The sequence below is a fragment of the Streptomyces albireticuli genome, assembly GCF_021228125.1.
Classification (GTDB): Bacteria; Actinomycetota; Actinomycetes; order Streptomycetales; family Streptomycetaceae; genus Streptomyces; species Streptomyces albireticuli.
In genome coordinates, this window is sequence record NZ_JAJQQS010000003.1 from 46,324 (window position 1) to 70,352 (window position 24,029).

Here is a 24,029-nt window from a genome sequence, read left to right on the forward strand (position 1 = left end):
CGTGACGACCCCGTACGACACCCCGCCGGCCGCCGACCCCGTCGTGGCGGCCCTGGGCGCGCTCGGCACGGAGACCGACTGCGCGGGCCTGCGCAGCCTGTCCCTGGAAGGCCCGCTCGTACTGTGGCTCGTGGTGGCGGGCGAGCTCGACCTCTTCGCCGTCGACGCGGCGCGGGAGGGGCACTGGCACTTCCTGGGCCGGCTGGAGGCGGGAACGCTGCTGCTGGGCCCCGCCGAGGGCCCTCGGCACACCTTGATCGGCAGGCCGCTGAGGGGGTGCCGGCTGCGGCGGGTGGAACTACGGGAGCTGTACGGGCGGGAGTACGAGGGTCAGGAGTGGTACGGGGGACAGGGGGTGTTGGAGGACGCGTTCGCGCGGGGCGTCGGCCGCGGCCTGCGCGCGCTCTACCAGGCACCCCTGGACGGCAGGGCCGGCCGCGCCACCGCTCCGGACGCGGGCGGGGCCGACGAGGACATCCTGTGGATGCGGGTCCCGCCGGGCGGCGTGCGCTACGGGGAGGAGACGGTGGGCTGCCTCCTCGTCGACGCGGCGCTGTGGCAGGGCATGGTCGATCAGCAGTACCGGTTGCTGTACGCCCTGGACGACCGGATCGAGCGGCTGGAGCGCGCCCACGAGGACCGTACGGCGGCCGGCATCGAGGCCGGCGAGGCCGCCCGGACGCAGGCGGACCGGGTGCTGCTGGCCTCGATCGACCGTGCGGGCAGGGGGCGGCGAGGCCGTGGCGCGGGTGCCGACGCGACCTTCGCCGTGTGCCGCCTGGTCGCCGAGGACGCGGGCATCACCCTGTCCGAACCGTCCGGCACCGGCACCGGCACGGGCACTGGCACCGGCACGGGCACTGGCACCGACGCCGGACCGGAGCGTACGGACCCGGTCGAGCGCATCGCCGTCGCCTCGCGGATCCGCACCCGCTCCGTCAGGCTGGACGGCCGCTGGTGGCGCGAGAACAGCGGGCCCCTGATCGGCCGGCGGGAGAAGGACGGGAAGCCGGTCGCGCTGCTGTGGCGACGCGGGGGCTACGAGGCCGCCGACCCGGCCACCGGCACCCGGGAACGCGTGGGCGGGGCGGACGGTGCCGCCGCGTACGAACCGCGGGCCGTCATGCTCTACCGCCCCCTGCCCGAGGGGAGGCCGACCCTGGTGCGGCTGCTGCGCTTCGCCCTGCGCGGTACGCGCGCGGAACTGCGCGGTCTCGCCCTGGGCGGGCTGGTCGCGGTCGCCCTGGGCGCGCTCGTACCACTCGCCACGGGCAGGGTGCTCGGCGTGTACGTACCGGCGGCCGAGAGCGGCCTCATCGTACGGACGGCCTTGGCGCTCGTCGCGACGAGCGTCGTCTCGGCCGTCTTCACGCTCCTCCAGAACGTCTCCGTCCTGCGCCTGGAGGGCCGCGTCGAGGCCACGCTCCAGCCGGCCGTGTGGGACCGGCTGTTGCGACTGCCGACGACGTTCTTCGCCGGCCGGTCCACCGGCGAACTGGCCGGTGCCGCCATGGCCGTCAGCTCCATCCGCCGAGTGCTTTCCGGAGTCGGGTCGGTGTGCGTACAGGCGGGCGCCGTCGGCGCGATGAACCTCGTGCTGCTGCTCGTCCACAGCGTCCCCCTGGCGCTGGCGGTGCTCGCCCTGCTGCTCGTCGTCGCCACGGTCTTCCTGGCCCTGGGGCTGTGGCAGCTGCGCTACCAACGGCAATTGATCAAGCTGGGCGACAAGCTGGACAACCAGGCGTTCCAGACCCTGCGCGGCCTGCCCAAGCTCCGCGTCGCCGCGGCCGAGAGCTTCGCGTACGCCGCGTGGGCCCGGGAGTTCGCACGTACCCGCGAGCTGCACCGGCGCATCGGCCGGATCAAGAACGCCGTCACGGTGCTCAACGCGGTCAGCCTGCCGCTGTGCACCCTCATGATGTTCGTGCTGCTGGCCGGCCCGGCCCGGGGCACGATGTCCGCCGGTGAGTTCCTCACCTTCGGCACCGCGGTGACGATGCTGCTGTCCTCCGTCACCCAGCTGACGGGCGCGCTCGTCTCGGCGGCGGCGGTGCGGCCGATGTTCGAACAGCTCAGGCCCCTCCTCCAGGAACCCCCGGAGGTACGGCCGGCCGCCGCGCTCCCCGGGGACCTGACCGGCGCGATCGAGGCCGTGAACCTCTCCTACCGCTACACCGCCGACGGCCCACCGGTCCTCGACGGCCTCTCGTTCCAGGTCCACCCGGGCGAGTTCGTCGCCGTCGTCGGCCCCAGCGGCTGCGGCAAGTCGACCCTCCTGCGCCTGCTCATCGGCTTCGCCACCCCGTCCTCCGGCAGCGTCCTGTACGACGGCCAGGACCTGACCTCCCTCGACCAGGCTGCCGTGCGCCGCCAGTGCGGCGTCGTCCTCCAGCACGCCCGCCCCTTCTCCGGCCCGATCCTCGACTGCATCCGCGGCGACGGCACGTACTCCCTGGAGGAGGTATGGGAGGCGGCGACCATGGCGGGCCTCGCCGACGACATCAAGGCCATGCCCATGGGCATGCACACGATGCTCTCCGACGGCGGCACCACCGTCTCCGGCGGCCAGCGCCAACGCCTCATGATCGCCCAAGCCCTCGTCCGCAAACCCCGCGTCCTCTTCTTCGACGAGGCCACGAGCGCCCTCGACAACGAGGCGCAACGCGTGGTCATCGACGCCACACGGGCGTTGCGCGCCACGCGCATCGTGATCGCCCACAGGCTGTCGACGGTCATGGACGCGGACCGGGTGATCGTCATGAAGGACGGCCGCATCGTCCAACAGGGGGCGCCTGCGGCCCTTCTGGCGGAGAGGGCGGGGCTGTTTCATGAGCTGGTGCGGCGCCAGATCGGCTGACGGGGCGGGGGCTTCGTATCCCTTGGGTTCGTCAGGGACGGGGCCTTCGGGGAATGGATCCAGGCTGCCGCCGAGCTTTATGTGGCATCGGCGGATCCCCGATACGGCGGCAGGGCCCGGACCGTGCGTCGCGGTCCGGGCCCTGACCCGTGGGGTGCCGCCCTGCGGCGGGTGCGTCAGCTCTGTGCGGTGTCGTCGCTCGCCTGCCCGGCGGCCTCAGCCGCGCGTGCCTTTTCGCGCATCTTGCGGACCAGCTCCGCCTTCTGGGCGGCGGCGCCCTGGCGGTCGAGGTTGCGGTGCGGACCGTTGTTCTGCCGTTCGGCGCGGGACAGCTTCTTGCGCTGGCCGCCGCCCTGGCCCACGGGGTTGTTGATGTTCTTGCTGTCGGTCACGGGTTCTCCCGGTGGTGATGTGAAGTGATCTACGGATTCATCGGTGGGGGACGGGTGCGGCGACGTCGAGGGACGTCAGCGGGGGCCCGTCACGCGCTCACTCGCAAATCGGCGTCTGGAAGAACATGACAAAGACGTTACCTGGTTCCGTCGGCCCCGCCCGCCCGGGGCAGGTCCAGAGGGGGCTACTGGGCCGTCGCGGGCGTTGTCAGTGGTCGCGAGCACACACTGACGTCACGGCACAGGCCTGGTGCCGGCGAACGACGGGGCCACCGAATTATCCGACGGAGGCAGAGCGCGAGTGGCGCTTGGTGATCACTCGGGGTGCTGTTCCCTCCCCCGCAGGGGCCCCAGACGTCTCCCTGGCGGACGTTGCAGATCCAATGTGCGCTTTGCGGGTTGTCTGCCGTGTGCTCGCCGCCCAGCGTGACCGGCTTGATGTGGGCGGAGCGTGGTGAGCGGCGACTGTGCCGGGCGGTGCCCCCCGTGTGGGCTGAGTGCCTACAGCCAGTCCCGCCGTTTGAAGATGACGTACAGGCTCGTACACACCACCGCCATCAGCACAATCGCGAACGGATACCCGCCCGCCCAGTGCAGCTCCGGCATGTTGTCGAAGTTCATGCCGTAGATCGTGCCCACCAGCGTCGGCGCGAACAGGATCGCCGCCCACGACGAGATCTTCTTGATCTCCTCGTTCTGTTCGAAGCCCGCTTCCGCCAGTGCGCGCATTTCCGCGTTCTGCTGCTGCGTGACCAGCGTCGCGTTGACGGCCAGGATGTCGGCCAGGGCCGAGCGGAAGCCGTCGACGCGTTCGCTGGTGTGGGTGACGTGGTCGGCGACGTCGCGGAGGTAGCGCTGGAGTTCGTCGTCGGTGCCGTATTTGGTGAAGCCGGCCATGAGGCCGTGCAGCATGCCTACCAAGGGGCGGGTGGCGCGTTGGAACTCGACCATTTCGCGGGCCAGTTCGTAGATGCGGCGGGAGACTTCGGGGTCGCCGCCGAAGACCTCGGTCTCGATCTCGTCGATGTCGTTCTGGACGCCCCACACGACCGGGGCGTAGCCGTCGACGACCGCGTCGAGGATCGCGTAGAGCACCGCCTCGGGGCCCAGTGCCAGCAGCTCCGGAGTGCTCTCCATGCGGCGGCGGACGGCGGAGAGGTCCGGGGCCGCGCCGTGCCGGACCGTGATCACGAAGTCGTGGCCGACGAAGATGTGGAGCTCGCCGAAGTCGACCTCCTCCGAGGCGTCGAGATAGCGGGCCGCGCGCAGCACGACGAAGAGGGTGTCGCCGTAGCGCTCCAGCTTCGGGCGCTGGTGGGCCTCCAGGGCGTCCTCCACGGCCAGCTGGTGGAGGTCGAACTCCTCGGCCAGCGAGACCAGTTCGCTTTCCGTCGGGCGGTGCAGGCCGATCCACGCCATGCCGTCCGGCTGCTCGCGCAGCTGCCGGTAGGTGTCGGCCAGCGAGGTCGGGGTGCTGATCCGGTGCCCGTCGCGGTAGACGGCCGCGTGGACGATGCTGCCCGCGCCGTTCGTCGGGCCGGGCGGCGCCGGCGCGGGCGGGGTGTCGGCCTCGCCCGCCCGGGCGGGCGACGGCCGGAGCCAGGAGTGCTTCTTCGGCGTCGGCCGCTGACGGCGAGGCGGGTTCTCCGACATGGGGGCACTCTTCCCTCTCGCTCATCACTGGACCGCAGAACAGGATATACGGACCAAATTACGGACAGCGGACCCAGGCGCGGACGGAAGGTGACCGGACATGATCGTCTTCGCTTCCAGTGTGAGCGCATGACGACTGACGCGTCTCCCACCCTGACCGTACGCGCTCTCAACCGCGCCCTGCTGGACCGCCGCCTCCTGCTCCGCCGCGCCGCCCTCCCCGCGCTCGACGCCGTCGGGCACCTGACCGGCCTCCAGGCACAGTCGCCCATGGAGCCTTACCGCGCGCTCGCCGCCCGCCTCGACGGCTTCGACCCCGAGGCGCTCTCCGGTCTGCCGGCCTCGCGCGCCGCCGTCCGCGCCCCCTGACGCGCGGCACCATCCACCTGGTCGGCGCCCCGACGCCCACGCCCTGTACCCGCTCCTCCGGCCCGTCCACGAGCCGGCCTTCCAGGGCTCCCACGGCAAGCGGCTCGCCGCCCTCGACCCGCACCTCGTGGCTTCCTTCGCCGAGGGCCTCCTCGCCGAGCGCCCGCGCACCCTCCAGGAGCCCGGTGGCCCGGATACGCCCCCGCCGACCTGGCCGCCGCCGCGCGGGCCCTGCTCCCGCTCGTCCAGGTCACCCCGCGGGCCCTGTGAGGGCGTGCCGGGGCCGCCGCCTGGACGACCCTCGGGGCCTGGGCCGGCCCGGGGGAGACGGCGAAAGGCGAACCCTTCACCTCGGGCGGCTCCTCGCGCGCTATCTCGCCGCCTTCGGCCCCGCCTCCGTCAAGGGCGCCCGGACCTGGTGCGGCCTCACCCGCCCGCGCCCCGCCTTCGAACAGCTGAGCCCCGGCCCGCGGACCTTCCGCGACCCGCACGGGACCGGGCTCTTCGACCTCCCCGACGGGCCGCTGCCCGACCTCGGGACCCCTGCCCCCGTCCGCCTGCTCCCCGAACCGGCCCCGCCTCAGTCCCCCAGGTCCCTGCTCCGCAGGTCCTCCAGCGTCTCCCGGCGCACGAGCAGCCTGGCCCGGCCTCCCGACACGGCCGCGACCGGCGGCCTGCCGACGAGGTTGTACGCGGACGCCATCGACAGGTGGTACGCGCCGGAGGCCGGCACGGCCAGCACGTCGCCCGGCCGGATGTCGCCGGGCAGCGGCACGTCCTCGGCGAGCACGTCGCCCGCCTCGCAGTGCCGGCCCACCACCGTCATGGCACGCGGTGCCTCTCCGGACGCGCGGCCCACGAGCCGGACCGTGTAGCGGACGCCGTACAGCGCCGGGCGCGGGTTGTCGCTCATCCCTCCGTCCACCGCGACGAACGTACGCTCGCCCGTGTGCTTGACCGCGAGGACCCGGTACAGTGCCACGCCCGCCGGGCCCGCTATCCAGCGCCCCGGCTCCACGGTCAGCCGCGGCACGGGCAGGTCGAACCGGGCGCACTGCAGGACGAGTTCACCGCACACCCGCTCCGCGTACGCCCGCGGGTCGACGGTCGGCTCGCCCTCCCGGTAGGCGATCGCGAAACCGCCGCCGAGGTCGAGCTCGGGGAAGGTCACGCCGTGGCGCTCGCGCAGCACGGCGAGGAACGGGACGAGCCGCCGCACCGCCGTGACGTACGGCTCCAGGCCGGTGATCTGCGAACCGAGGTGGCAGTGCAGCCCCGTGAGCTCGAGCCGGTGCTGGCCGAGGATCCGGGCCACCGCGTCCTCGGCCTCGCCGCCCGCGAGCGGCAGCCCGAACTTCTGGCCCGCCACCCCCGTACGGACGGCCGCGTGCGCCCCGGCCGCCACGTCCGGCACGACCCGCACCAGCACCCGCTGGCGGGCCCCCGGCGGCACCAGCGCGGCGAGCCGCGCGACCTCGCCGGCGCTGTCGACGACGACACGGCCCACGCCCAGGCGCAGCGCGGTCCGCAGGTCGTCCGGGCTCTTGGCGTTGCCGTGCAGGACGATCCGCTCCGCCGGGAACCCGGTGAGCGCGGCGAGCTCCAGCTCCCCGGCCGAGCATACGTCCAGGTGCAGACCCTCCTCCTCGATCCAGCGGATCATCGCCCGGGAGAGGAACGCCTTCCCGGCGTAGGCGACGTCGGAGGTCGGGAGCGCGGCGCGCCAGGCGCGCGCCCTGGCCCGCACCTCGTCCTCGTCGATGACGTAGGAGGGGGTGCCGAAGCGGTCGGCGAGCTCGGCGAGCGGCACGCCCCCGACGGCCAGGTCACCGCCGGGCAGCACCCGGGTGGACGCGGGCCAGACCTCGGCGGCCGGTGCGGGCTGTTCGGGAAGCGGGGTGCGGGATCGGGGGGCGAGGGGTACGGACATGGGTGTCTCCAGCGGGTGAGCCGGCAAGTGAGAGGGCGGTGCGGTCGGGTCCGACCGGCTCAGCCGGGAAGGGGCGGCAGCTGTGCGGTCCCCTCCGGCACACCGGGCCGCACCGCGGGTGCCGTGAGCTGGGGATCGACGGAGACGAGGGCGACGCCGAGTGGCGCGGCGAGAGCGCGTACGGCCGGCAGCGCGAGGCGTACGGACGGCTGGCCGGGGCCCAGGACGTCGGAAAGCCGTCGCTCGGTGGTGAAGGCGACGGCGGTGCGGTCGCCGAGTGGCGACCGGAAGACCCGCAGGGCGAAACCACTGGGGCAGGGCCGGACGGGGACGTAGAGCGCGCGCTCGGGAGCCCGCCCGGCCGGATGGGATGGTTCGGAGGGTTCCCCCTCGTCGGCCTGCGGGCTGTCGACGGCGGCTATGGCGGCGGCCTCGGCGGGGGTACGGCTCAGGTGCATGACGGTCCTCGAAGGAGTGTCGAGTGTGTCGAATGGGTTGCGAGGTGTCGGGCGTGTTGCGCGGTGTCGCGTTGCGAGGTGTCGCGAGGTGTCGGTACGGGCCGGAACGAACGAGGTGTCGGTACGGGCCGGAACGTGTTGCTCCGTGCGTCGGTGGGTACGGCCCGTGGGACGAAGTCGGGAAGACGTGCCGCGGCATGTCGCGGACGTGGTGGGACGAGCCGCCCGCCACGTCGTGCGGCCCGCTCACGCTATGCCCGTCCCACGCCCGGCGAAGCGCCTCATTGACAGCCTGTTGACCCTGAGTGCCACTCCTTTGACACTTCTTTGACACGGGCCCCGGGAGCCGTCCGGAGTACGGACGGCAGCACCCCGCCCGCGCCCCCTACGGCAGCGCCCTCTACGGCAGCACCCCCGCCTTCCGCGCAGCCACCACCGCCTCCAGCCGGGTGTGCACCCCCAGCTTCCGCATGCCGGACCGCAGATAGCTCTTGACCGTCTCCGGCCGGAGTCCCAGCCGCTCGGCCGCCCCCGCGTTCGTCGCCCCCGACGCCACGCACGCCAGCACATCGACCTCACGCGGCGACAGACCGGCGCGCGGGGCCCCCGCCGGCCCTCCGTCCGCGCCACCCGCGCGCAGGCCCCCGGAGGAGGCCAGGGCGAGGCGCCGGCACGCCGCGAGGAGGTCCTGGCGGAGGGCCGGGTCGGTGACGCGGTGCGCGAGGGCCCGGAGTTCGCCGTGGGCCTCGCGGACCTCCTCCCACATCGCCGGATCCGCCGTCGTCGGCTGACGGGCCACCGACAGCAGCCGCAGGGCCTCGTCCTGCACGGCCAGCGCCTGTTCCAGCTCGCGCGCCGCGTCGACCGCCGTGGTCAGCGCGCGGTCACCGAGGGGGAGGGGCCGCCGCAGCGCGCCGTAGAGCACCCCGCGGACCCGGCCCCGTACGACGACGGGCACCGCCATCACCGAGCGCAGCCCCTCCGTGGCCACCGCCGCGTCGTACTCGTGCGTGATCACGTGCGAGGAGTGGTAGTCCGTGACGGACAGCGGCCGGCCCACGGCCGCGACCTTGCCGCCCAGTCCGCTTCCGGGGCGGATGGCCAGCCCGCGCAGGGCGGGCGTCGCGGTCCCGGACAAGTCCGATATCCGCAACTGCCGGGAGGCGGCCAGCAGGCCGCCGAAGGCGACCGGCAGGCCCGCGCCCCTGCGCATCCGCAGCAGCGCCGCGCGTACCTCCGCGGTCCCGTCCGCGTCCCCCATCGCTGCCTCCCCGGTCCGGACCCGGAGTCGGAATCTCCGTATCCAATGAAATGCGGCCACCCCCGTCCGGGGGTGGTGAGACTCAGATCACCGTCGCACGATGCTAACCAGCGGGCCCGGCGGCGTGCCCTGCAATCTGGAGGACATATGACGTCCATGAGCCTGACAGACGCGGACGGGACGAGCCGTTCGGCGACCGAGGAGTTCCGGTCGGCCCGGGACTTCCTGCTGGCCCACCGGGACGACTACCGGACGGCGTACGAGGGCTTCGTCTGGCCCCGCCCCCGGGAGTTCAACTGGGCGCTCGACTGGTTCGACACCCTGGCCGAGGGCAACGACCGCACCGCGCTGTGGATCGTGGAGGAGGACGGACGCGAGTCCCGGCACTCCTTCGACGAGCTGCGCCGGAGCTCGTCCCGGCTCGCCAACTGGCTGCGGGCGAAGGGCGTACGGGCAGGTGACAGGATCCTCGTCATGCTCGGCAACCAGACCGAGCTGTGGGAGACCGCCCTCGCCGCGATGAAGCTGCGCGCCGTCGTCATCCCCGCCACCCCGCTGCTCGGCACCGCGGACCTGGCCGACCGGGTCGAGCGCGGCCGGGCCGCCCATGTGATCGTCAGGGCCGGGGACACGGAGAAGTTCGCGGACGTCCCCGGCGGCTACACCCGGATCGCGGTGGGCGGCGGCGCCCCGGCGCCCTGGCTCGCCTACGAGGACCACAAGGACCACAAGGACCACAAGGACCACAAGGACCACAAGGACCACGAAGGCCGCGAGGATTTCGAGGACCACGCGCGTCGCGAGGTCTACGAGAACCACCAGACTTACGCGCCCTCCCAGGATGGTTGCCGCGACGCCCATGGGAGCCACGCCCGCACCGCCCACCCCGGCGACATCTTCATCCCCGACGGCCCCACCCTCGCCGACGACCCCCTCCTGCTCTACTTCACCTCAGGAACCACCGCCCGCCCCAAGCTCGTCCAGCACACCCATGTCTCGTATCCCGTCGGACACCTGACGACCATGTACTGGATCGGACTGCGCCCTGGCGACGTCCACCTCAACATCTCCTCGCCCGGCTGGGCCAAGCACGCCTGGTCCAATCTCTTCGCCCCGTGGAACGCCGAAGCCACCGTCTTCGTGCACAACTACACCCGCTTCGACGCCGCCCGGCTGATGAGCGAGATGGACCGCGCGGGGGTGACGACCTTCTGCGCGCCGCCCACCGTGTGGCGGATGCTCATCCAGGCCGACCTCGGCGCGCTGCGCACCCCGCCGCGCGAGGCCGTCGCCGCCGGCGAGCCGCTCAACCCCGAGGTCATCGAGACCGTGCGGCGCGCCTGGGGCATGACCGTCCGCGACGGCTTCGGCCAGACCGAGACCTCCGTGCAGATCGCCAACCCGCCCGGCCAGCCGCTGAAGGTGGGCTCCATGGGGCGCCCCAGCCCCGGCTTCTCCGTTGTCCTCCTCGACCCCGGCACGGGCGAACCGGCCACCGAGGGCGAGATCGCCCTCGACCTCTCCGCGAGCCCGGTCGGCGTGATGACCGGTTACGAGGGCGACCCCGAGCGCACCGCCGAGGCCATGGCGGGCGGTTACTACCGCACCGGCGACATCGGCTCCCGTGACGCCGACGGCCGCATCACCTACATCGGCCGCGCCGACGACGTCTTCAAGGCCAGCGACTACAAGATCTCCCCCTTCGAGCTGGAGAGCGCCCTCCTGGAGCACGAGGCCGTCGCCGAGGCGGCCGTCGTCCCCGCCCCCGACCCGCTGCGGCTCGCCGTCCCCAAGGCGTACGTCGTCCTCGCCGACGGCTGGGAGCCCGGCCCCGCCACCGCGAAGGCGCTCTTCGCGCACTCCCGCGCCACGCTCGCCCCCTACAAGCGGGTGCGCCGCCTGGAGTTCGCCGAGCTGCCCAAGACCGTGTCCGGCAAGATCCGCCGTGTCGAGCTGCGCGACCGCACCGCGCGGGGCGGCGGGCACGAGTACCGAGAGGAAGACCACCGGTGACCACACCCTCGTACACGGCGGGGACCACCGCCGTCCCGCTGATCGACGACACCATCGGCGCCGATCTCGCCTTCACCGTCGAACGATTCGGCGACCGCGACGCGCTGGTCGACACCGCGAGCGGCCGCCGCTGGACCTACGCGGAATTCGGCCGGGCCGTGGAGGAGGTCGCGCTCGGGCTGCTCGCCAAGGGGGTGGCGAAGGGCGACCGGGTCGGGATCTGGGCCGTCAACTGCCCCGAGTGGGTGATGGTCCAGTACGCCACCGCCCGCGTCGGCGCCGTCATGGTGAACATCAACCCCGCCTACCGCGTCCACGAGCTGGCCCACGTCCTGCGCCAGGCCGGGGTGAGCGTGCTCGTCGCCTCCGTCGAACACAAGACCAGTGACTACCGCCGGATGGTCGAGCAGGTCCGCGCCGACTGCCCGGCCCTGCGCGATGTCGTCTATATCGACGACCCCACCTGGACCGGTCTCGTCCGCCTCGGCGAGGGGGTGGACCCCGCGCGGCTCGCCGAACGCGAGGCGCGGATCGGCTGCCACGACCCCGTCAACATCCAGTACACCTCGGGCACCACGGGCTTCGCCAAGGGCGCCACCCTCTCCCACCACAACATCCTCAACAACGGCTACTTCGTCGGGGAGCTCCTCGGCTACACCGAGGCCGACCGGGTCGCCCTGCCGGTGCCCTTCTACCACTGCTTCGGCATGGTGATGGGCAACCTCGCGATCACCTCGCACGGCGCCTGCGCCGTCATCCCGGCCCCGTCCTTCGACCCCGCCGCCACCCTGCGCGCCGTGCAGAGCGAGCGCTGCACCTCGCTCTACGGCGTCCCCACCATGTTCATCGCGATGCTGGGTCTCCCCGACTTCGCCGCCCACGACCTCTCCTCGCTGCGCACCGGGATCATGGCCGGCTCGCCCTGCCCGGAGGAGGTGATGAAGCGGGTGGTCACCGAGATGCACATGGCCGAGGTGGCCATCTGCTACGGGATGACGGAGACCTCGCCGGTCTCCACGCAGACCCGCCGCGACGACGACCTGGCGCGCCGCACCGGCACCGTCGGCCGGGTCCTGCCGCACATCGAGGTCAAGGTCGTCGACCCGGCCACCGGCGCCACCGTGGGCCGCGGCGAGCCGGGGGAGCTGTGCACCCGGGGCTACTCGGTGATGCTCGGCTACTGGGAGGAGCCCGAGCGCACCGCCGAGGCCGTCGACGAGGAGCGCTGGATGCACACCGGCGACCTCGCGACGATGGACGAGGACGGCTACGTCCGGATCGTCGGCCGGATCAAGGACATGATCATCAGGGGCGGGGAGAACGTCTACCCGCGGGAGATCGAGGAGTTCCTGCACACCCACCCCAAGATCGCCGACGTCCAGGTCATCGGCGTCCCCGACGAGAAGTACGGCGAGGAGATCATGGCCTGTGTGATACTCCGAGACCCCGCCGACACCCTCACCCGTGACGAGCTCGCCCGGTACTGCCGCGGCCGGCTCGCCCACTACAAGGTCCCGCGCCATCTGCGGGTGCTGCCGGAGTTCCCGATGACGGTCAGCGGCAAGGTCCGCAAGGTGGAGCTGCGGGAGCGGGCCACCGAGGTCCTGCGGGCCGCGGCGACGGCGGCCGTGACGCCCTAGGACCTGTCCGGCGGGACTTCCCCTTGACCCGCCGGACAGACCTGGCGTGGAGGGCCCGCGATCCCCCGTACGTTTCGCGGGCCCACAAAGAGTTTCCGCCCGGCGGTCCCCAACTCGCCATCGAACGGCGCCGGTTCAGAGGAAGAATTGAGGTTCGCGGTTCCGGCGATCAGTTCGGGCCCTGTTCGAGGAGCGCGTCTGCGGGGCCGTTGAGCGGCTGCGGAGTGCCGGTCAGGTCCATCACGAAGAGGGGCATGCCCAGCTCGTCCGCGCGGGCGCGCCCCTCGCGCTCGTAGCCCGCCAGGGAGAAGAAGACCCCCGACGCGGAGTCGATCAGACCGTGCAGCCAGAGGCACTCCACGGCGCGCAGGGACGTGGGCAGGGTCGTCGGGTCGACCCGGGCGACCAGGCCCACGCCACGCAGGTCAACACCGGAGTCGGGAGCCGCACCCGGACGGGTGACGCCCGTGAAGCCGAGCCAGGTGAGATAGCGCTCGGCCGCCACCACCGCGTCCTCCGCGGTACGGATGGCGACCGGCCGGAAATCGGGGCGCAGCGCCGCGGCCGTGGGCGGGCCCGCGTCCGCCGGCGACTCGCGCACGGGCTGCACCGGCAGTCGCACGACGGTGCCGCACGAGCAGCCGAACTCCGGTCGCGGCCACTGGTCCTGGCGGTCGCAGGAGGGGCAGCGCACGGCCACCCAGGAGTCGCGCCACGTGCGGTGGGCCAGTAACTCCGGTGTGGCGTCGGGAAGGACGGGAAGGGTGAGCGGGGCGCCGCACGCGCAAGGGAAGGTGGGTGGGGTGAAGGAGTGCTCCCGACGACACGTCGGGCAGTGAACCGGCACGCTCTTGGCCATCTTCGGCTCCAGCAACGTTGTCCGCAGGTGATGAGTACGGGCCCATCGTCCACGATGCGGGCGCGCCGGGGGAGCGAATCACGAAGCGGACGGGCGCGCCCCCGGCGCCCGCCGGGGGAGTGCCGGACGGCGGTGGCGCACGGGCGCGAAGGGGCGCCTACGCCACCGCCGCGCCCTCGCACGGGTGCGGAACGCCGGTACGCGCCGCCGCCGGTCTCAGTCGGAGGGCAGCGGCTCGAACTCCCGCACGGCGTCGATGTCCGGGCCGTGCGGGGTGTTCGCCTCCCGCTCGATGAGGATCTCGACGAGCGCCGGCCGCGAGGTGGCGACCGCCCGCTCGCGGGCCCACTCGACGGCGGGCCGGATGTCCGCCGGATCCACCACGCGCCGCCCTGAACAGCCGTACGCCTCCATCAGTTTGACGTGGTCGGTGCCGGTCTCGTCGTAGTGCACGTCGACCTGGTAGTTCATGCCGTAGCCGGCCGAGGCCTGGCGGATGAGGCCGAGGTAGGCGTTGTTCAGCATGATCAGGACGCACGGGATGTCGTACTGCGCGGCGACCGCCAGCTCCTCGACCGTGTACTGGAAGCCGTAGTCGCCCACGATGCCCACGACCTCGGTGTCGCCCCGGCCCATCCCCTGGAGCGCCTTCTTCACCCCGATCGCGGCCGGCACCTCCCAGCCGAGCGGCCCGGCCTGGCCGCAGACCTGGTAATGACGGGGCCGGTGGGCCTTCTGATGCTGGCCGCCCCAGATCTGGTAGAGGCCGATGGCGGTGACGAAGTAGGTGTCCTCGCCGAAGATCTCGTTGATCTCCTTGTAGACGCGGGGCGCCTTGACGGGGACGGTGTCGAAGTCCTCGCGGCGGACGAGCGTGCGCTTGAGCGTCCGGCAGCGCCGGGCCCACGGCTCCCAGGAGGTGAGGGGCGCCCGGCGGGCGCGGGCCCGGGCGGCGGCCAGCAGCGCGGTGAGGAACAGCCGGGCGTCGGAGACGACGCCGAGGTCCGGCTCGATGACCTTGCCCAGCTGCGAGGGTTCGATGTCGACGTGGACGAACGTCCGCCCGCCCCGGTAGACGGAGAGGTCGCCGCCCGTGTGCCGGTCGCCGAAGCGGGCGCCGACCGCGAGCACGAAGTCGGACTCCAGGAACGAGGCGTTGGCGTACCGCTGGGAGGTCTGGATGCCGGTGGTGCCCATGTTGAGCTCGTGGTCGTCCTCGATGACGCCCTTGCCCATGAGGGTGACCTGGAACGGCACCCTCAGATACTCCACCAGCGCGCGCAGTTCGGCCGCCGCCTCCGCGAGGATCACCCCGCCGCCCGCCAGCACCAGCGGCCGCTCGGCCGCCAGCAGCAGATCCAGGGCAGCCTCGACGCGCGGCGGGTGCGGCGCGACGGTGGCGACGGGCAGCCGGGTGTCGAGGGCGGGGTCGTAGCGGATCTCGCGCGCGGCGAGGTCGACCGGGATGTCGATCAGCACCGGGCCGGGCCGCCCCTCGCGGGCGACGCGGAACGCCTCCCGGAAGGCCCAGGGGATCTGCGCGGCCTCCTTGATCTGCGTGGCCCACTTGGTGACCGGGCGGACGATCTCCACGATGTCGACCGCCTGGAACGCCTCCTGGTGCAGCTTGGTGGAGACGGCCTGCCCGGTGACGCACAGCATCGGCACGGAGTCGGCGAACGCGGTGTAGAGCCCGGTGACGAGGTTGGTGCCGCCGGGCCCGGAGGTGGCCAGGGCGACGCCGACGCGGCCGTTGGTACGGGCCCACCCGTCGGCCATGTGCGTCGCGCCCTCCTCGTGCCGGACGATGAGGTGCTCGATGCCGCCCACGGTCTCCATCGCCTTGTACAGCGGCAGGATCGCGGCCCCGGGGCAGCCGAAGGCGATGTCGACGCCCTCGTCCTTCATGATCCGTACGGCCGCCTCCATGGCGGGCATCCGGGCGGCGGGCGGTCGTCCGGCGGGCGTACGGGCGGCCGGCGTCCGGGCGGTGGTCATGACGCCGTCCCCGACAGGAGCTCGACACCGCGCAGCAGCGCGGAGTGGTCCAGCCCGCCGTCGCCGCGCGCGCGGGCCGAGGCCACCAGGGTCGCGGCGGCGCTCCCGAGGGGGAGGGCGGCCCCGACGGCGCGGGCGGCGTCCATGACGATGCCCATGTCCTTGTGGTGCAGGTCGAGACGGAAGCCGGGGGCGAACTCGCGGGCGAGGAAGTTGTGCCGCTTGCGGCTGAGGACGGCCGAGCCGGCCAGGCCGCCGCCGAGCACGTCCAGCGCGGTGGCCAGGTCCGCGCCGGACTTCTCCAGGAGGACGACGGCCTCCGCGCACGCCTGGAGGGTGACGGCGACGATCAGCTGGTTGGCGGCCTTCACGGTCTGCCCGGCGCCATGGCCGCCGCACCGGGCGACGGTCGTGCCGAAGGTGGCGAGGAGCGGCTCCGCGGCCGCGAAGTCCGCCGCCGCGCCGCCCACCATGACGGACAGCACCCCCTCCACGGCCCCGGCCTCGCCGCCGGAGACGGGGGCGTCCAGGACGCGTACGCCCTTGCCGCCGGCCGTCGCGGCCGCGGCGAGGGCGACGGACGTACGAGGGGCCACCGTCGACATGTCGATCAGCAGGGCGCCCGGCCGGGCGTGCGCGAGGACGCCGTCCTCCCCGTAGGCGACCGCCTCGACGTGCGGGTCGGCCGGGAGCATGGTGACGATCACATCGGCGCCGCGGACCGCCTCGGCGACCGTGGCCGCGGGCGTGCCGCCGGCGGCGGCGAGCCGGTCGAGCTTGTGCGCCTCAAGGGTGTGCCCGGTGACGGGGTACCCGGCCTTGAGCAGGTGCTCCGACATGGGCGAGCCCATGACGCCGAGTCCTATCCAGGCGACGCGGGGGAGTGCGGTGGGCATGCGGAGGGCCTTTCTCGTGCGGGGTCGGGGGGGGGAGAGCGGAGGGCTGCGGGGGAGCGGGTCAGCCTGCGCGGCGGCCCAGCGCCTCCAGCCGGCCGAAGCTGTCGGCGCTCGCCCCGGCGGGCCGGTACTCCAGGCCCACCCAGCCGTCGTAGCCGGCCTTGTCCAGATGGCCGAGGAGCGCGCCGAAGTCCAGCGCCCCGGTGCCCGGCGCGCCGCGCCCGGGGTTGTCGGCGATCTGGACGTGCCCGGTCACGCCGGCGTGCCGCTCGATGACGGCGGGCAGGTCCTCGCCGCCCATGGAGAGGTGGTAAAGGTCCATCAGGAAGCGGGCGTTGCCCAGTCCGCTCGCCGTGTTCACCTCCTCGACCAGCTCGACCGCCCGCGCCGAGGTGACGACGGGGTAGTCCGGCGACTCGGCGGCGTTGAGCGCCTCGATGAGCAGGACGGCCCCCACCCGGTCCGCGGCGCGGGCGGCGCGCACCAGGTTCTCCAGGGCCAGGGCGTCCTGTGCCGCGTGGTCGAGGCCGGGGAGGCGGTTGCCGTGGAGGGCGTTGATCGCGGTGCAGCCCGTGCGCGCCGCGAAGTCGGCGGCCACGTCGAGGTTGGCGCGGAAGTCGTCGGAACCGGCGCCGGGCAGCGAGAGCACACCGCGGTCCGGGCCCGGGAGCACCCCCGCGTAGAAGTTCAGCCCGACCAGCCGGGTGCCCGCCTCGTCCAGCGCCCGCCGCAGGGCGTCGAGCTCGGCCGGCGCGGGTACGGCCACCCCGGGCCAGGGCCACCACAGCTCGACGGCCGTGAAGCCCGCCGCCGCGGCGGCAGCCGGACGTTCCAGAAGAGGAAGTTCGGTGAAGAGGATGGAGAGGTTCACATTGAAACGCGGCTCGCGAGGGCCCATGGAACAAGGATCCTTCCGCATTGTGGAAGTGAAATTCTGTTCAATGGAAGGGTGCCGGGCGGGCCGAAGGGGTGTCAAGGGTGAAGGCGGCCGCCGGAGCCTTCTCCTGATGTGGGGTCAGGCGGACTCTTGCGATATTCGGTGAACATCGAATATTGTCGAGGAGTGGGAGCGCGCAGGGGCGGCCGGCAGGCCGCGGCGCGCTGTACGGGACGGCGGACGGCATCCGAACCCCCGCGGATGCCGTCCGCGCCGTCCGTCCGTATCCACTTCTCCGCCCCGGCGCTTCGGCTGCCGTGTGGGTGATGTCTCGTGAGTGACCGCTTCCGCTACGATGCCTCAAGTTCGCAAGATGTCGAACTTGAGTAGGGCTTGAGTAGCGCTTGAGTGGCGGGGGCAGGGCGCCGCGGTCCGGATGTGGTGGCGGCGGCCGGTTGCGGACACCGAAACGAGAAACATCGACGAGGAGGCCGGCCGTGCGTGCTGAACTGTTCCACCCTGACCGGGGGGAGATCTCCCTGAACAAGGTCCTGCATGCCCTGAGCGACCCCATCCGCCGCGACATCGCCCGCACCCTGTACGAGGGCGGCCCGATGGTGTGCGGGCGGCTCAGCTACCCGATCGCCAAGTCCACGCTCTCGCACCACCTGAAGGTGCTGAGGGAGTCGGGGCTGATGGCGACCGAGGTCCGCGGCACCTCTCGGGTGATCTCGCTCCGCCGCACGGACATCGACCTCCGCTTCCCGGGCCTGCTCGACGCCGTCCAGGTCACGGCGCCCGCGCCCGAGGGCGTCCCCGGGGCCGCGCAGGCCGCCGACGTGCCGGGACCCCGGCGTGAGATGGTGTCGGCCAGAGGCTGAACGCGCAGGTCAACCACCCCGCTACGGTGGGGTCATGGTGCGACTGAGAGTGGAGTTCACGACCGAACCGTTCGACCTCGACGAGCCGCCACCGCACGCGGTGGCGGCTCGCGACGCGGTCCGGGCCGCCGAGCTGGACGCCGTGGACGTAGGCCCGTTCGGCACCAGCGCCGAGGGCGGGCGCGACGAGGTGCTGGCCGCCGTCGGCGAACTGCTGCGCGAGTCCCTCCGGGCGGGCGCCACCCGGGTCTCCCTCCAGCTCAACGTCGTGCCGGGGGAGGGGGCGTGACCGGGGCGGCCGAACACCCCTTCCGGGCGGCCGTCAGACCCCTCGTCGACGCCATGGGCGGCGAGCTGGTCGAGCCCGGCGAGGCCCGTGCCGACGACGTGGTGCTGTCCTGGGAGGGGCGGGAGGTCGTGGCCGTGCGGCTGCCGCACCTCTCCGACTCGCTCGACCGCATCCTGGCCGAGCTGGAGCGCCGGCACGGCGTGCCGCTGGCCGAACTGGACCGCCGCGCCAAGCAGTCGGTCGTACGGACCCTGGAGGCGCGCGGCGCGTTCTCCGTGCGGCACGGCGTGGAGACGGTCGCCGCGGCGCTGGGCGTCAGCCGCTTCACCGTCTACAACTACCTCAACCGGGACGCCGACCGGGAGAACACCACCCGGAGCGGTGAGTAATTTCAACAAAGTGTTGACGCGGTGTTTCCGAGGGCGTTAGCTATGCGCAGCCCGTTCACGCCCGGCGGCTGTGCGCGGTCCGTACTCGCCCAAGCTCATCGGCAGCGGCCACGGAGGCTCCCGTGACTTCGAGTTCGACGCCGGGGCTCACCCGGTTCAACACGGCGGACGACGACGAGGCCCGCACCGCGCTGCGCGCGGTCTGCGCCTCGGGCGCCTGGGTCGAGGCGGTCCTCGCCCGGCGCCCCTACCCCGACCTGACCGCCCTGCGCACGACCAGCGACGCGGTCATGGCCGCCCTGACCCCGGCCGACCTCGCCGAGGCGACGGCCGCGCACCCGCCGATCGGCCGCCCCACCCCCGGCGACCCGGTGTCGGCCCGCGAACAGCGCGGAATGGCGGACGCCCCCGCCGGCCTCAAGGCCGAGACGCTCGCCCTGAACCTCGCCTACCAGGAGAAGTTCGGGCACGTCTTCCTCGTCTGCGCCACCGGCCTCTCCGCCGTGCGGCTGCGGGACGCCGTCCGCGCCCGGATCGGCAACACGCCGGAACGCGAGCGCGAGATCGTCAGGGAAGAACTCGGGAAGATCAACCGCATCAGGCTCGCCGGGCTCGTCGAAGCGCCCGGCGACACCCCCGACCGCACCACGACCGACGGGAGCCCGCCATGAGCACCGGGAGACCGGCCACCTCGGTGTCCACCCACGTCCTGGACACCGCCCTCGGCCGGCCCGCCGGGGGAGTCGCCGTGGAGCTGTCCGCGGCCGGCGCCCAGGGCGGCTGGACGGCCCTCGGGGGCTCCGTCACCGACGCGGACGGGCGCTGCGAGGACCTCCCGGCACCGCCGGCGGACACCACCCGGATCCGGCTCCGCTTCGAGGTCGGGCCCTACCTCTCCGGCCGGGCCGGGGCAGGCACGGCCTTCTTCCCGGAGGTGACGGTCGACTTCACCGTCGCACCCGGCGAGCACCACCACGTACCGCTGCTGCTCAGTCCGTACGGCTACTCCGTATACCGAGGGAGCTAGCATGCCCGTCCTTGGCCAGAACCAGTACGGCAAAGCCGAGAACCGCGTCCTGAAAGTCACCCGTGACGGAGCCGTCCACCACCTCAAGGACCTCAGCGTCTCCGTCTCGCTCTCCGGTGACATGGACGCCGTCCACCTCACCGGCTCCAACGCCCACGTCCTGACGACCGACGCCACGAAGAACACCGTGTTCGCCTTCGCCAAGGAACACGGCATCGACTCCGCCGAGCGGTTCGGCGTCCACCTCGCCCGCCACTTCGTCGACAGCCAGAGCGCGGTCACGTCCGCCCGGATCCGCGTCGAGGAGTACGGCTGGGAGCGGATCGCCGGCGACGGGCCGGGCGGGCACTCCTTCGTCCGCACCGGCCAGGAGACCCGCACCGCGCAGATCACCTTCGACGGCACGGACCTGACGGTCGTCTCCGGACTCAAGGACCTCGTGGTCCTCAACACCACCGACTCCGAATTCCGCGGCTACGTCAAGGACCGCTACACCACGCTCCCGGAGACCGACGACCGCATCCTCGCCACCCAGGTCCACGCCCGCTGGCGGTACTCCTGGACCGGCGGCGAGGAGACCGCGCCCGACTGGGACGCCTGCTACGCCGCCACACGCGGGCACCTGCTGCGCGCCTTCGCCGACACCTACTCCCGCTCCCTCCAGCAGACCCTCTACGCGATGGGCGCGCGGGTCGTCGACCACCGCCCGGAGATCGACGAGATCCGGCTCTCGCTCCCCAACCGGCACCACTTCCTGGTCGACCTCTCGCCGTTCGGCCTCAAGAACGACAACGAGGTCTACTACGCCGCCGACCGGCCGTACGGGCTCATCGAGGCCACCGTCCTGCGCGAGGGCGCCGAGGCCGCCATCCCGGTGGACCTGACGAACCTTCCGTGACCGCGACTTCCGCGACCGCGAACCTTCCATGACCGCGAACCTTTCGTGAACCGCGAACCTTCCGTGAACCGAGATCGAGGAATCGCCGTGGCAGCACCCGCGTCAGCCCCCGCAGGTCCCCGGTCCGCACCCGTGGAGCGGATCGTCATCGAGAACTGCGCCGTCGCCACCGTCGACGCCCAGGACACCGAGTACGCCTCCGGCCATGTCGTCGTCGCCGGCAACCGCATCGAATCGGTGGGCCCGGGAGCCGCCCCCGAGGGCCTCGAACGGGTCGTCCGCCGCGTCGACGGCACCGGACACCTCGTCACCCCCGGCCTGGTCAACACCCACCACCACTTCTACCAGTGGCTCACCCGCGGCCTCGCCCAGCAGTCCGCCCTCTTCGACTGGCTCGTGGCCCTCTACCCCACCTGGTCGCGCATCGACGAGCGGATGGTCCACGCCGCCGCCCGGGCCTCCCTCGCGATGATGGTCCGCGGCGGCGTCACCACCGCCATGGACCACCACTACGTCTTCCCCAAAGGCGCCGGAGACCTCCTCGGCGCCGAGATCAGGGCCGCCCGGGAGATGGGCGTCCGCTTCAGCCCCACCCGGGGCTCGATGGACCGCGGCGAGTCGGCCGGCGGGCTGCCGCCCGACTTCGCCGTCGAGACCACCGAGGCGGCGCTGATCGCCACCGAGGAGGCGATCGACACCTACCACGACCCGGGCTTCGACTCGATGCTCCGGATCGGGGTCGCCCCCTGCTCGCCGTTCTCCGTCTCCACCGAGCTGCTCCGCGAGGCCGCGGAGCTCGCCCGCCGCAAGGGCGTGCGCCTGCACACCCACGGCTCGGAGACCGTCGAGGAGGAGCGGTTCTGCAAGGAGCTCTTCGGGATGGGCCCCACCGACTACCTCGCGTCCACGGGCTGGCTCGGCGAGGACGTGTGGATGGCCCACTGCATCCACATGGGCGACGCCGACATCGAGGCATTCGCCCGTACCGGCACCGGAGTGGCCCACTGCCCCTCCTCCAACGCCCGTATCGCGGCCGGCACCGCGCCCGTCCCCGCCCTGCTCGCGGCCGGTGTGCCCGTCGGGCTCGGCGTGGACGGCACGGCCTCCAACGAGACCGGCGAACTCCACACCGAGCTCCGCAACGCCCTGCTCGTCCACCGGCTCGCGGGCGGCGCCGACGCCCTGAGCGTCCGGCAGGCCCTGCGGCTGGGCACGTACGGCGGCGCGCGGGTCCTCGGGCGGGCCGCCGAGACCGGCTCCCTGGAGGCGGGCAAACTCGCCGACCTCGTGCTGTGGAAGGTCGACGGCCTCGGCCACTCCTCCATCGCGGACCCGGTCGCCGCCCTCGTCCTCGGCGCCGCCGCGCCCGTCACCCTGTCCCTCGTCGACGGCCGGGCCGTCGTGGAGGACGGGCGGCTGGTGACGGTGGACGAGGAGGTGGTGGCGCGGGAGGCGGGGGAGGAGGCGCGGCGGCTCGCGCGGATCGTGGCGGGGGGCTGAGGGTTTTCGTCTGCCCGCCCGCCTTTTCACCTGCTCATCCGTCCGTCCGGACTCGGTCGAGGGGGACGGCCCTCGGCCGGGCCCGTGGGCTCCGGTCCACGGGCGGCGGGCCGGGGCGTGGCCGGTCGTGACCGGTGGCGCCCCGGCCCGCACCTCGCGCGCCTCCGGCGGTTCTTTCCCCTACCCGCCCCTTCCCGTAACTGGGGGCTTCGCCCCCAGACCCCCGGCCGCGCTGACGCGCGGTGTCCTCAATCGCCGGACGGGCTGATTTTCAGCCCGTCCGGCGATTGAGGACCGGGGTCCGGGGCGGAGCCCCGCCACGCGGCGGAGCCGCACATCGGGCGCAGCGGGAAGGGGCGGGTAGGGGAAAGCCCCCCGCCCGGGGGCGGGCACCCCATCGGTCACCGACAAGAGGACCCGCCATGGCCATCGTGCCCGGTTCCACCGAGCGAACCCCCGACCCGGCCCCGGAACACCCCGCCCCCCACCCCGTCGACCACGTCCCATCCGTCACCAAGCTGCTCGCCGGCGGCTTCCAGCACGTCGCCGCGAGTTACGCCGGCGTCGTCGCACCGCCCCTCGTCGTCGGCGCCGCCATCGGCCTGCCGCCGAAGGAGATCACCTTTCTGGTGGGCGCGGCGCTCTTCACCGCGGGGATCGCCACCCTGCTCCAGACGATCGGCTTCTGGAAGGTCGGCGCGCGGCTGCCGTTCGTCAACGGCGTGTCCTTCGCGGGCGTGGCACCGATGCTCGCCGTCGCCGACGCCCAGGCCGACCGGCGGGACGCCCTCCCGGTCGTCTACGGCGCGGTCATCGTGGCGGGCGCGCTCGGTTTCCTCCTGGCCCCCTACTTCTGCCGGCTCGTCCGCTTCTTCCCGCCCGTCGTCAGCGGCACCGTCATCACCCTGATCGGCATCACGCTGCTGCCCGTGTCCTTCGGCTGGATCCAGGGCGGCCGCACGGACAGGCCCGCGTCCCTGACCGACCTCGGTCTGGCCGGGGCGACCCTGGTGATCGTGCTGCTGCTGCGCCGGCTGCTCCGCGGCTTCCTCCAGCAGATCGCCATCCTGCTCGGCCTGGTCGTCGGCACCCTGATCGCCGTGCCGGTGGGCGCCGTCGACCTCGGCCCCACCGCCCACGCCCCCCTGATCGGGTTTCCCGCGCCCTTCCACTTCGGCGCGCCCCAGTTCGCCGTCCCGGCGATCGTGTCCATGTGCGTCCTGATGCTCGTCTGCATGACGGAGAGCACCGCCGACATGCTCGCGCTCGGCGAGATCGTGGGCCGGGAGGCGGACGAGGAGGTCATCGCGCGCGGGCTGCGCGCGGACACCCTGGGCAGCGCCGTCGGGCCGCTCTTCAACGGCTTCGCGAACAGCGCCTTCGCCCAGAACATCGGCCTGGTCGCCCTCACCCGGGTGCGCAGCCGTTTCGTGGTCGCCACCTGCGGTCTGATGTTCCTCCTGCTGGGCCTGAGCCCCGCCTTCGCCTCGCTCATCGCCGTCGTGCCCCGCCCGGTGCTGGGCGGCGCGGGCATCGTGCTCTTCGGCACGGTCGCCGCCAGCGGCGTCAACGTCCTGCTCAAGGCGGGCCTCGACAAGGGCGACAACATCCTGATCGCCGCCACCTCGCTCGGCATCGGCCTGATCCCCGTGGTCTCCCGCACCTTCTACGACAACTCCGCCATCCCCGAGACCCTGAAGATCATCCTGGACTCGGGTGTCAGCGCGGGCTGTCTGACGGCCGTCGTCCTCAACCTCGCGTTCAACCACCTCGGAGCACGCCGGTCCGTGCGTGGCGACTAGGGAGATACCCCTTATTGCGCCACAATCGGCGCAAAACGAC

General features: G+C 72.9%; 21 protein-coding genes and 1 pseudogene. 13 read left to right on the forward strand and 9 right to left on the reverse strand.

The annotated features are described in order from the left end of the window. Position 1 precedes the first annotated feature (1 nt). Positions 2 to 2,857, forward strand: a complete 2,856-nt coding sequence (locus LUZ64_RS05010) for an NHLP bacteriocin export ABC transporter permease/ATPase subunit (RefSeq protein WP_095583212.1) — start codon at positions 2 to 4, stop codon at positions 2,855 to 2,857. Positions 2,858 to 3,033: 176 nt separating this feature from the next. Here LUZ64_RS05010 and LUZ64_RS05015 read toward each other — a convergent pair whose 3' ends face one another. Together LUZ64_RS05015 and LUZ64_RS05020 are read right to left on the reverse strand one after the other, a co-directional pair. Further along, positions 3,034 to 3,249 (reverse strand): DUF6243 family protein, encoded by a 216-nt coding sequence (locus LUZ64_RS05015; protein WP_095583211.1) that lies wholly within the window; start codon positions 3,247 to 3,249, stop codon positions 3,034 to 3,036. 501 nt (positions 3,250 to 3,750) lie between these two features. Further along, a complete protein-coding gene (locus tag LUZ64_RS05020; RefSeq protein ID WP_095583210.1) occupies positions 3,751 to 4,902 on the reverse strand; it encodes a magnesium and cobalt transport protein CorA in 1,152 nt (383 codons plus the stop codon). Positions 4,903 to 5,031: 129 nt separating this feature from the next. Between LUZ64_RS05020 and LUZ64_RS05025 the strand changes: the two genes are divergently transcribed. Then, positions 5,032 to 5,271: a DNA glycosylase AlkZ-like family protein gene (locus tag LUZ64_RS05025; RefSeq protein WP_095583209.1), complete on the forward strand. Its 240-nt coding sequence runs from the start codon at positions 5,032 to 5,034 to the stop codon at positions 5,269 to 5,271. A 266-nt stretch (positions 5,272 to 5,537) separates the two neighbouring features. Further along, positions 5,538 to 5,825: pseudogene (locus LUZ64_RS37715) on the forward strand (DNA glycosylase AlkZ-like family protein); the annotation flags it as partial. Positions 5,826 to 5,851: 26 nt separating this feature from the next. Here LUZ64_RS37715 and lysA read toward each other — a convergent pair. The 3 genes from lysA to LUZ64_RS05040 form a co-directional block, all read right to left on the reverse strand. Continuing rightward, positions 5,852 to 7,201, reverse strand: a complete 1,350-nt coding sequence (lysA, locus tag LUZ64_RS05030) for a diaminopimelate decarboxylase (RefSeq protein WP_095583207.1) — start codon at positions 7,199 to 7,201, stop codon at positions 5,852 to 5,854. Between the two features lie 59 nt (positions 7,202 to 7,260). Beyond that, complete coding sequence (locus LUZ64_RS05035; RefSeq protein ID WP_232390902.1) at positions 7,261 to 7,659, reverse strand: SAV_915 family protein; 399 nt, start codon at positions 7,657 to 7,659, stop codon at positions 7,261 to 7,263. Positions 7,660 to 8,059: 400 nt separating this feature from the next. Next, positions 8,060 to 8,920: a helix-turn-helix transcriptional regulator gene (locus tag LUZ64_RS05040; RefSeq protein WP_095583206.1), complete on the reverse strand. Its 861-nt coding sequence runs from the start codon at positions 8,918 to 8,920 to the stop codon at positions 8,060 to 8,062. Between the two features lie 156 nt (positions 8,921 to 9,076). Here LUZ64_RS05040 and LUZ64_RS05045 point away from each other — a divergent pair, with 156 nt between their 5' ends. Both LUZ64_RS05045 and LUZ64_RS05050 read left to right on the forward strand, forming a co-directional pair. Next, complete coding sequence (locus LUZ64_RS05045) at positions 9,077 to 10,933, forward strand: AMP-binding protein (RefSeq protein WP_095583215.1); 1,857 nt, start codon at positions 9,077 to 9,079, stop codon at positions 10,931 to 10,933. Next, on the forward strand, positions 10,930 to 12,573 hold the full coding sequence (locus LUZ64_RS05050; RefSeq protein ID WP_095583205.1) for an AMP-binding protein: 1,644 nt from the start codon (positions 10,930 to 10,932) through the stop codon (positions 12,571 to 12,573). The genes LUZ64_RS05045 and LUZ64_RS05050 overlap by 4 nt, the downstream gene beginning before the upstream one ends. A 169-nt stretch (positions 12,574 to 12,742) precedes the next feature. Here the strand turns inward: LUZ64_RS05050 and LUZ64_RS05055 are convergent, their stop codons facing one another. The 4 genes from LUZ64_RS05055 to LUZ64_RS05070 form a co-directional block, all read right to left on the reverse strand. After that, entirely contained in the window at positions 12,743 to 13,432 is a 690-nt protein-coding gene (locus LUZ64_RS05055; RefSeq protein WP_095583204.1) for a hypothetical protein, read from the reverse strand. Positions 13,433 to 13,648: 216 nt separating this feature from the next. Continuing rightward, positions 13,649 to 15,430, reverse strand: a complete 1,782-nt coding sequence (gcl, locus tag LUZ64_RS05060; protein ID WP_232389795.1) for a glyoxylate carboligase — start codon at positions 15,428 to 15,430, stop codon at positions 13,649 to 13,651. Continuing rightward, the gene (locus LUZ64_RS05065) at positions 15,427 to 16,326 is read right to left on the reverse strand and encodes a 2-hydroxy-3-oxopropionate reductase (protein ID WP_095583203.1); all 900 of its coding nucleotides are present in this window, start codon (positions 16,324 to 16,326) and stop codon (positions 15,427 to 15,429) included. The genes gcl and LUZ64_RS05065 overlap by 4 nt, the downstream gene beginning before the upstream one ends. A gap of 61 nt (positions 16,327 to 16,387) precedes the next feature. Then, positions 16,388 to 17,224 carry a TIM barrel protein gene (locus LUZ64_RS05070; RefSeq protein ID WP_095584808.1) on the reverse strand — a complete coding sequence of 279 codons (837 nt, stop codon included), beginning with the start codon at positions 17,222 to 17,224 and terminating at the stop codon, positions 16,388 to 16,390. Between the two features lie 476 nt (positions 17,225 to 17,700). On the opposite strand from LUZ64_RS05070, the gene LUZ64_RS05075 reads away from it, so the two are divergent. The 8 genes from LUZ64_RS05075 (at position 17,701) to LUZ64_RS05110 (ending at position 23,989) form a co-directional block, all read left to right on the forward strand. Continuing rightward, the gene (locus tag LUZ64_RS05075; RefSeq protein ID WP_095584807.1) at positions 17,701 to 18,084 is read left to right on the forward strand and encodes an ArsR/SmtB family transcription factor; all 384 of its coding nucleotides are present in this window, start codon (positions 17,701 to 17,703) and stop codon (positions 18,082 to 18,084) included. Positions 18,085 to 18,121: 37 nt separating this feature from the next. Further along, positions 18,122 to 18,373 (forward strand): thiamine-binding protein, encoded by a 252-nt coding sequence (locus LUZ64_RS05080; protein ID WP_095584809.1) that lies wholly within the window; start codon positions 18,122 to 18,124, stop codon positions 18,371 to 18,373. Next, positions 18,370 to 18,762 (forward strand): helix-turn-helix domain-containing protein, encoded by a 393-nt coding sequence (locus tag LUZ64_RS05085; protein WP_095584806.1) that lies wholly within the window; start codon positions 18,370 to 18,372, stop codon positions 18,760 to 18,762. The genes LUZ64_RS05080 and LUZ64_RS05085 overlap by 4 nt, the downstream gene beginning before the upstream one ends. Positions 18,763 to 18,884: 122 nt before the next feature. Further along, on the forward strand, positions 18,885 to 19,433 hold the full coding sequence (uraD, locus tag LUZ64_RS05090; protein WP_095584805.1) for a 2-oxo-4-hydroxy-4-carboxy-5-ureidoimidazoline decarboxylase: 549 nt from the start codon (positions 18,885 to 18,887) through the stop codon (positions 19,431 to 19,433). After that, a complete protein-coding gene (gene uraH, locus LUZ64_RS05095) occupies positions 19,430 to 19,789 on the forward strand; it encodes a hydroxyisourate hydrolase (protein WP_095584804.1) in 360 nt (119 codons plus the stop codon). Before uraD ends, uraH begins: the two co-directional genes overlap by 4 nt. 1 nt (position 19,790) lies before the next feature. Next, the gene (gene pucL, locus LUZ64_RS05100; protein WP_095584803.1) at positions 19,791 to 20,687 is read left to right on the forward strand and encodes a factor-independent urate hydroxylase; all 897 of its coding nucleotides are present in this window, start codon (positions 19,791 to 19,793) and stop codon (positions 20,685 to 20,687) included. 132 nt (positions 20,688 to 20,819) lie between these two features. Further along, the gene (locus LUZ64_RS05105; protein WP_095584802.1) at positions 20,820 to 22,187 is read left to right on the forward strand and encodes an 8-oxoguanine deaminase; all 1,368 of its coding nucleotides are present in this window, start codon (positions 20,820 to 20,822) and stop codon (positions 22,185 to 22,187) included. 422 nt (positions 22,188 to 22,609) lie between these two features. Beyond that, positions 22,610 to 23,989: a nucleobase:cation symporter-2 family protein gene (locus LUZ64_RS05110; RefSeq protein ID WP_232389794.1), complete on the forward strand. Its 1,380-nt coding sequence runs from the start codon at positions 22,610 to 22,612 to the stop codon at positions 23,987 to 23,989. Positions 23,990 to 24,029 lie beyond the last annotated feature (40 nt).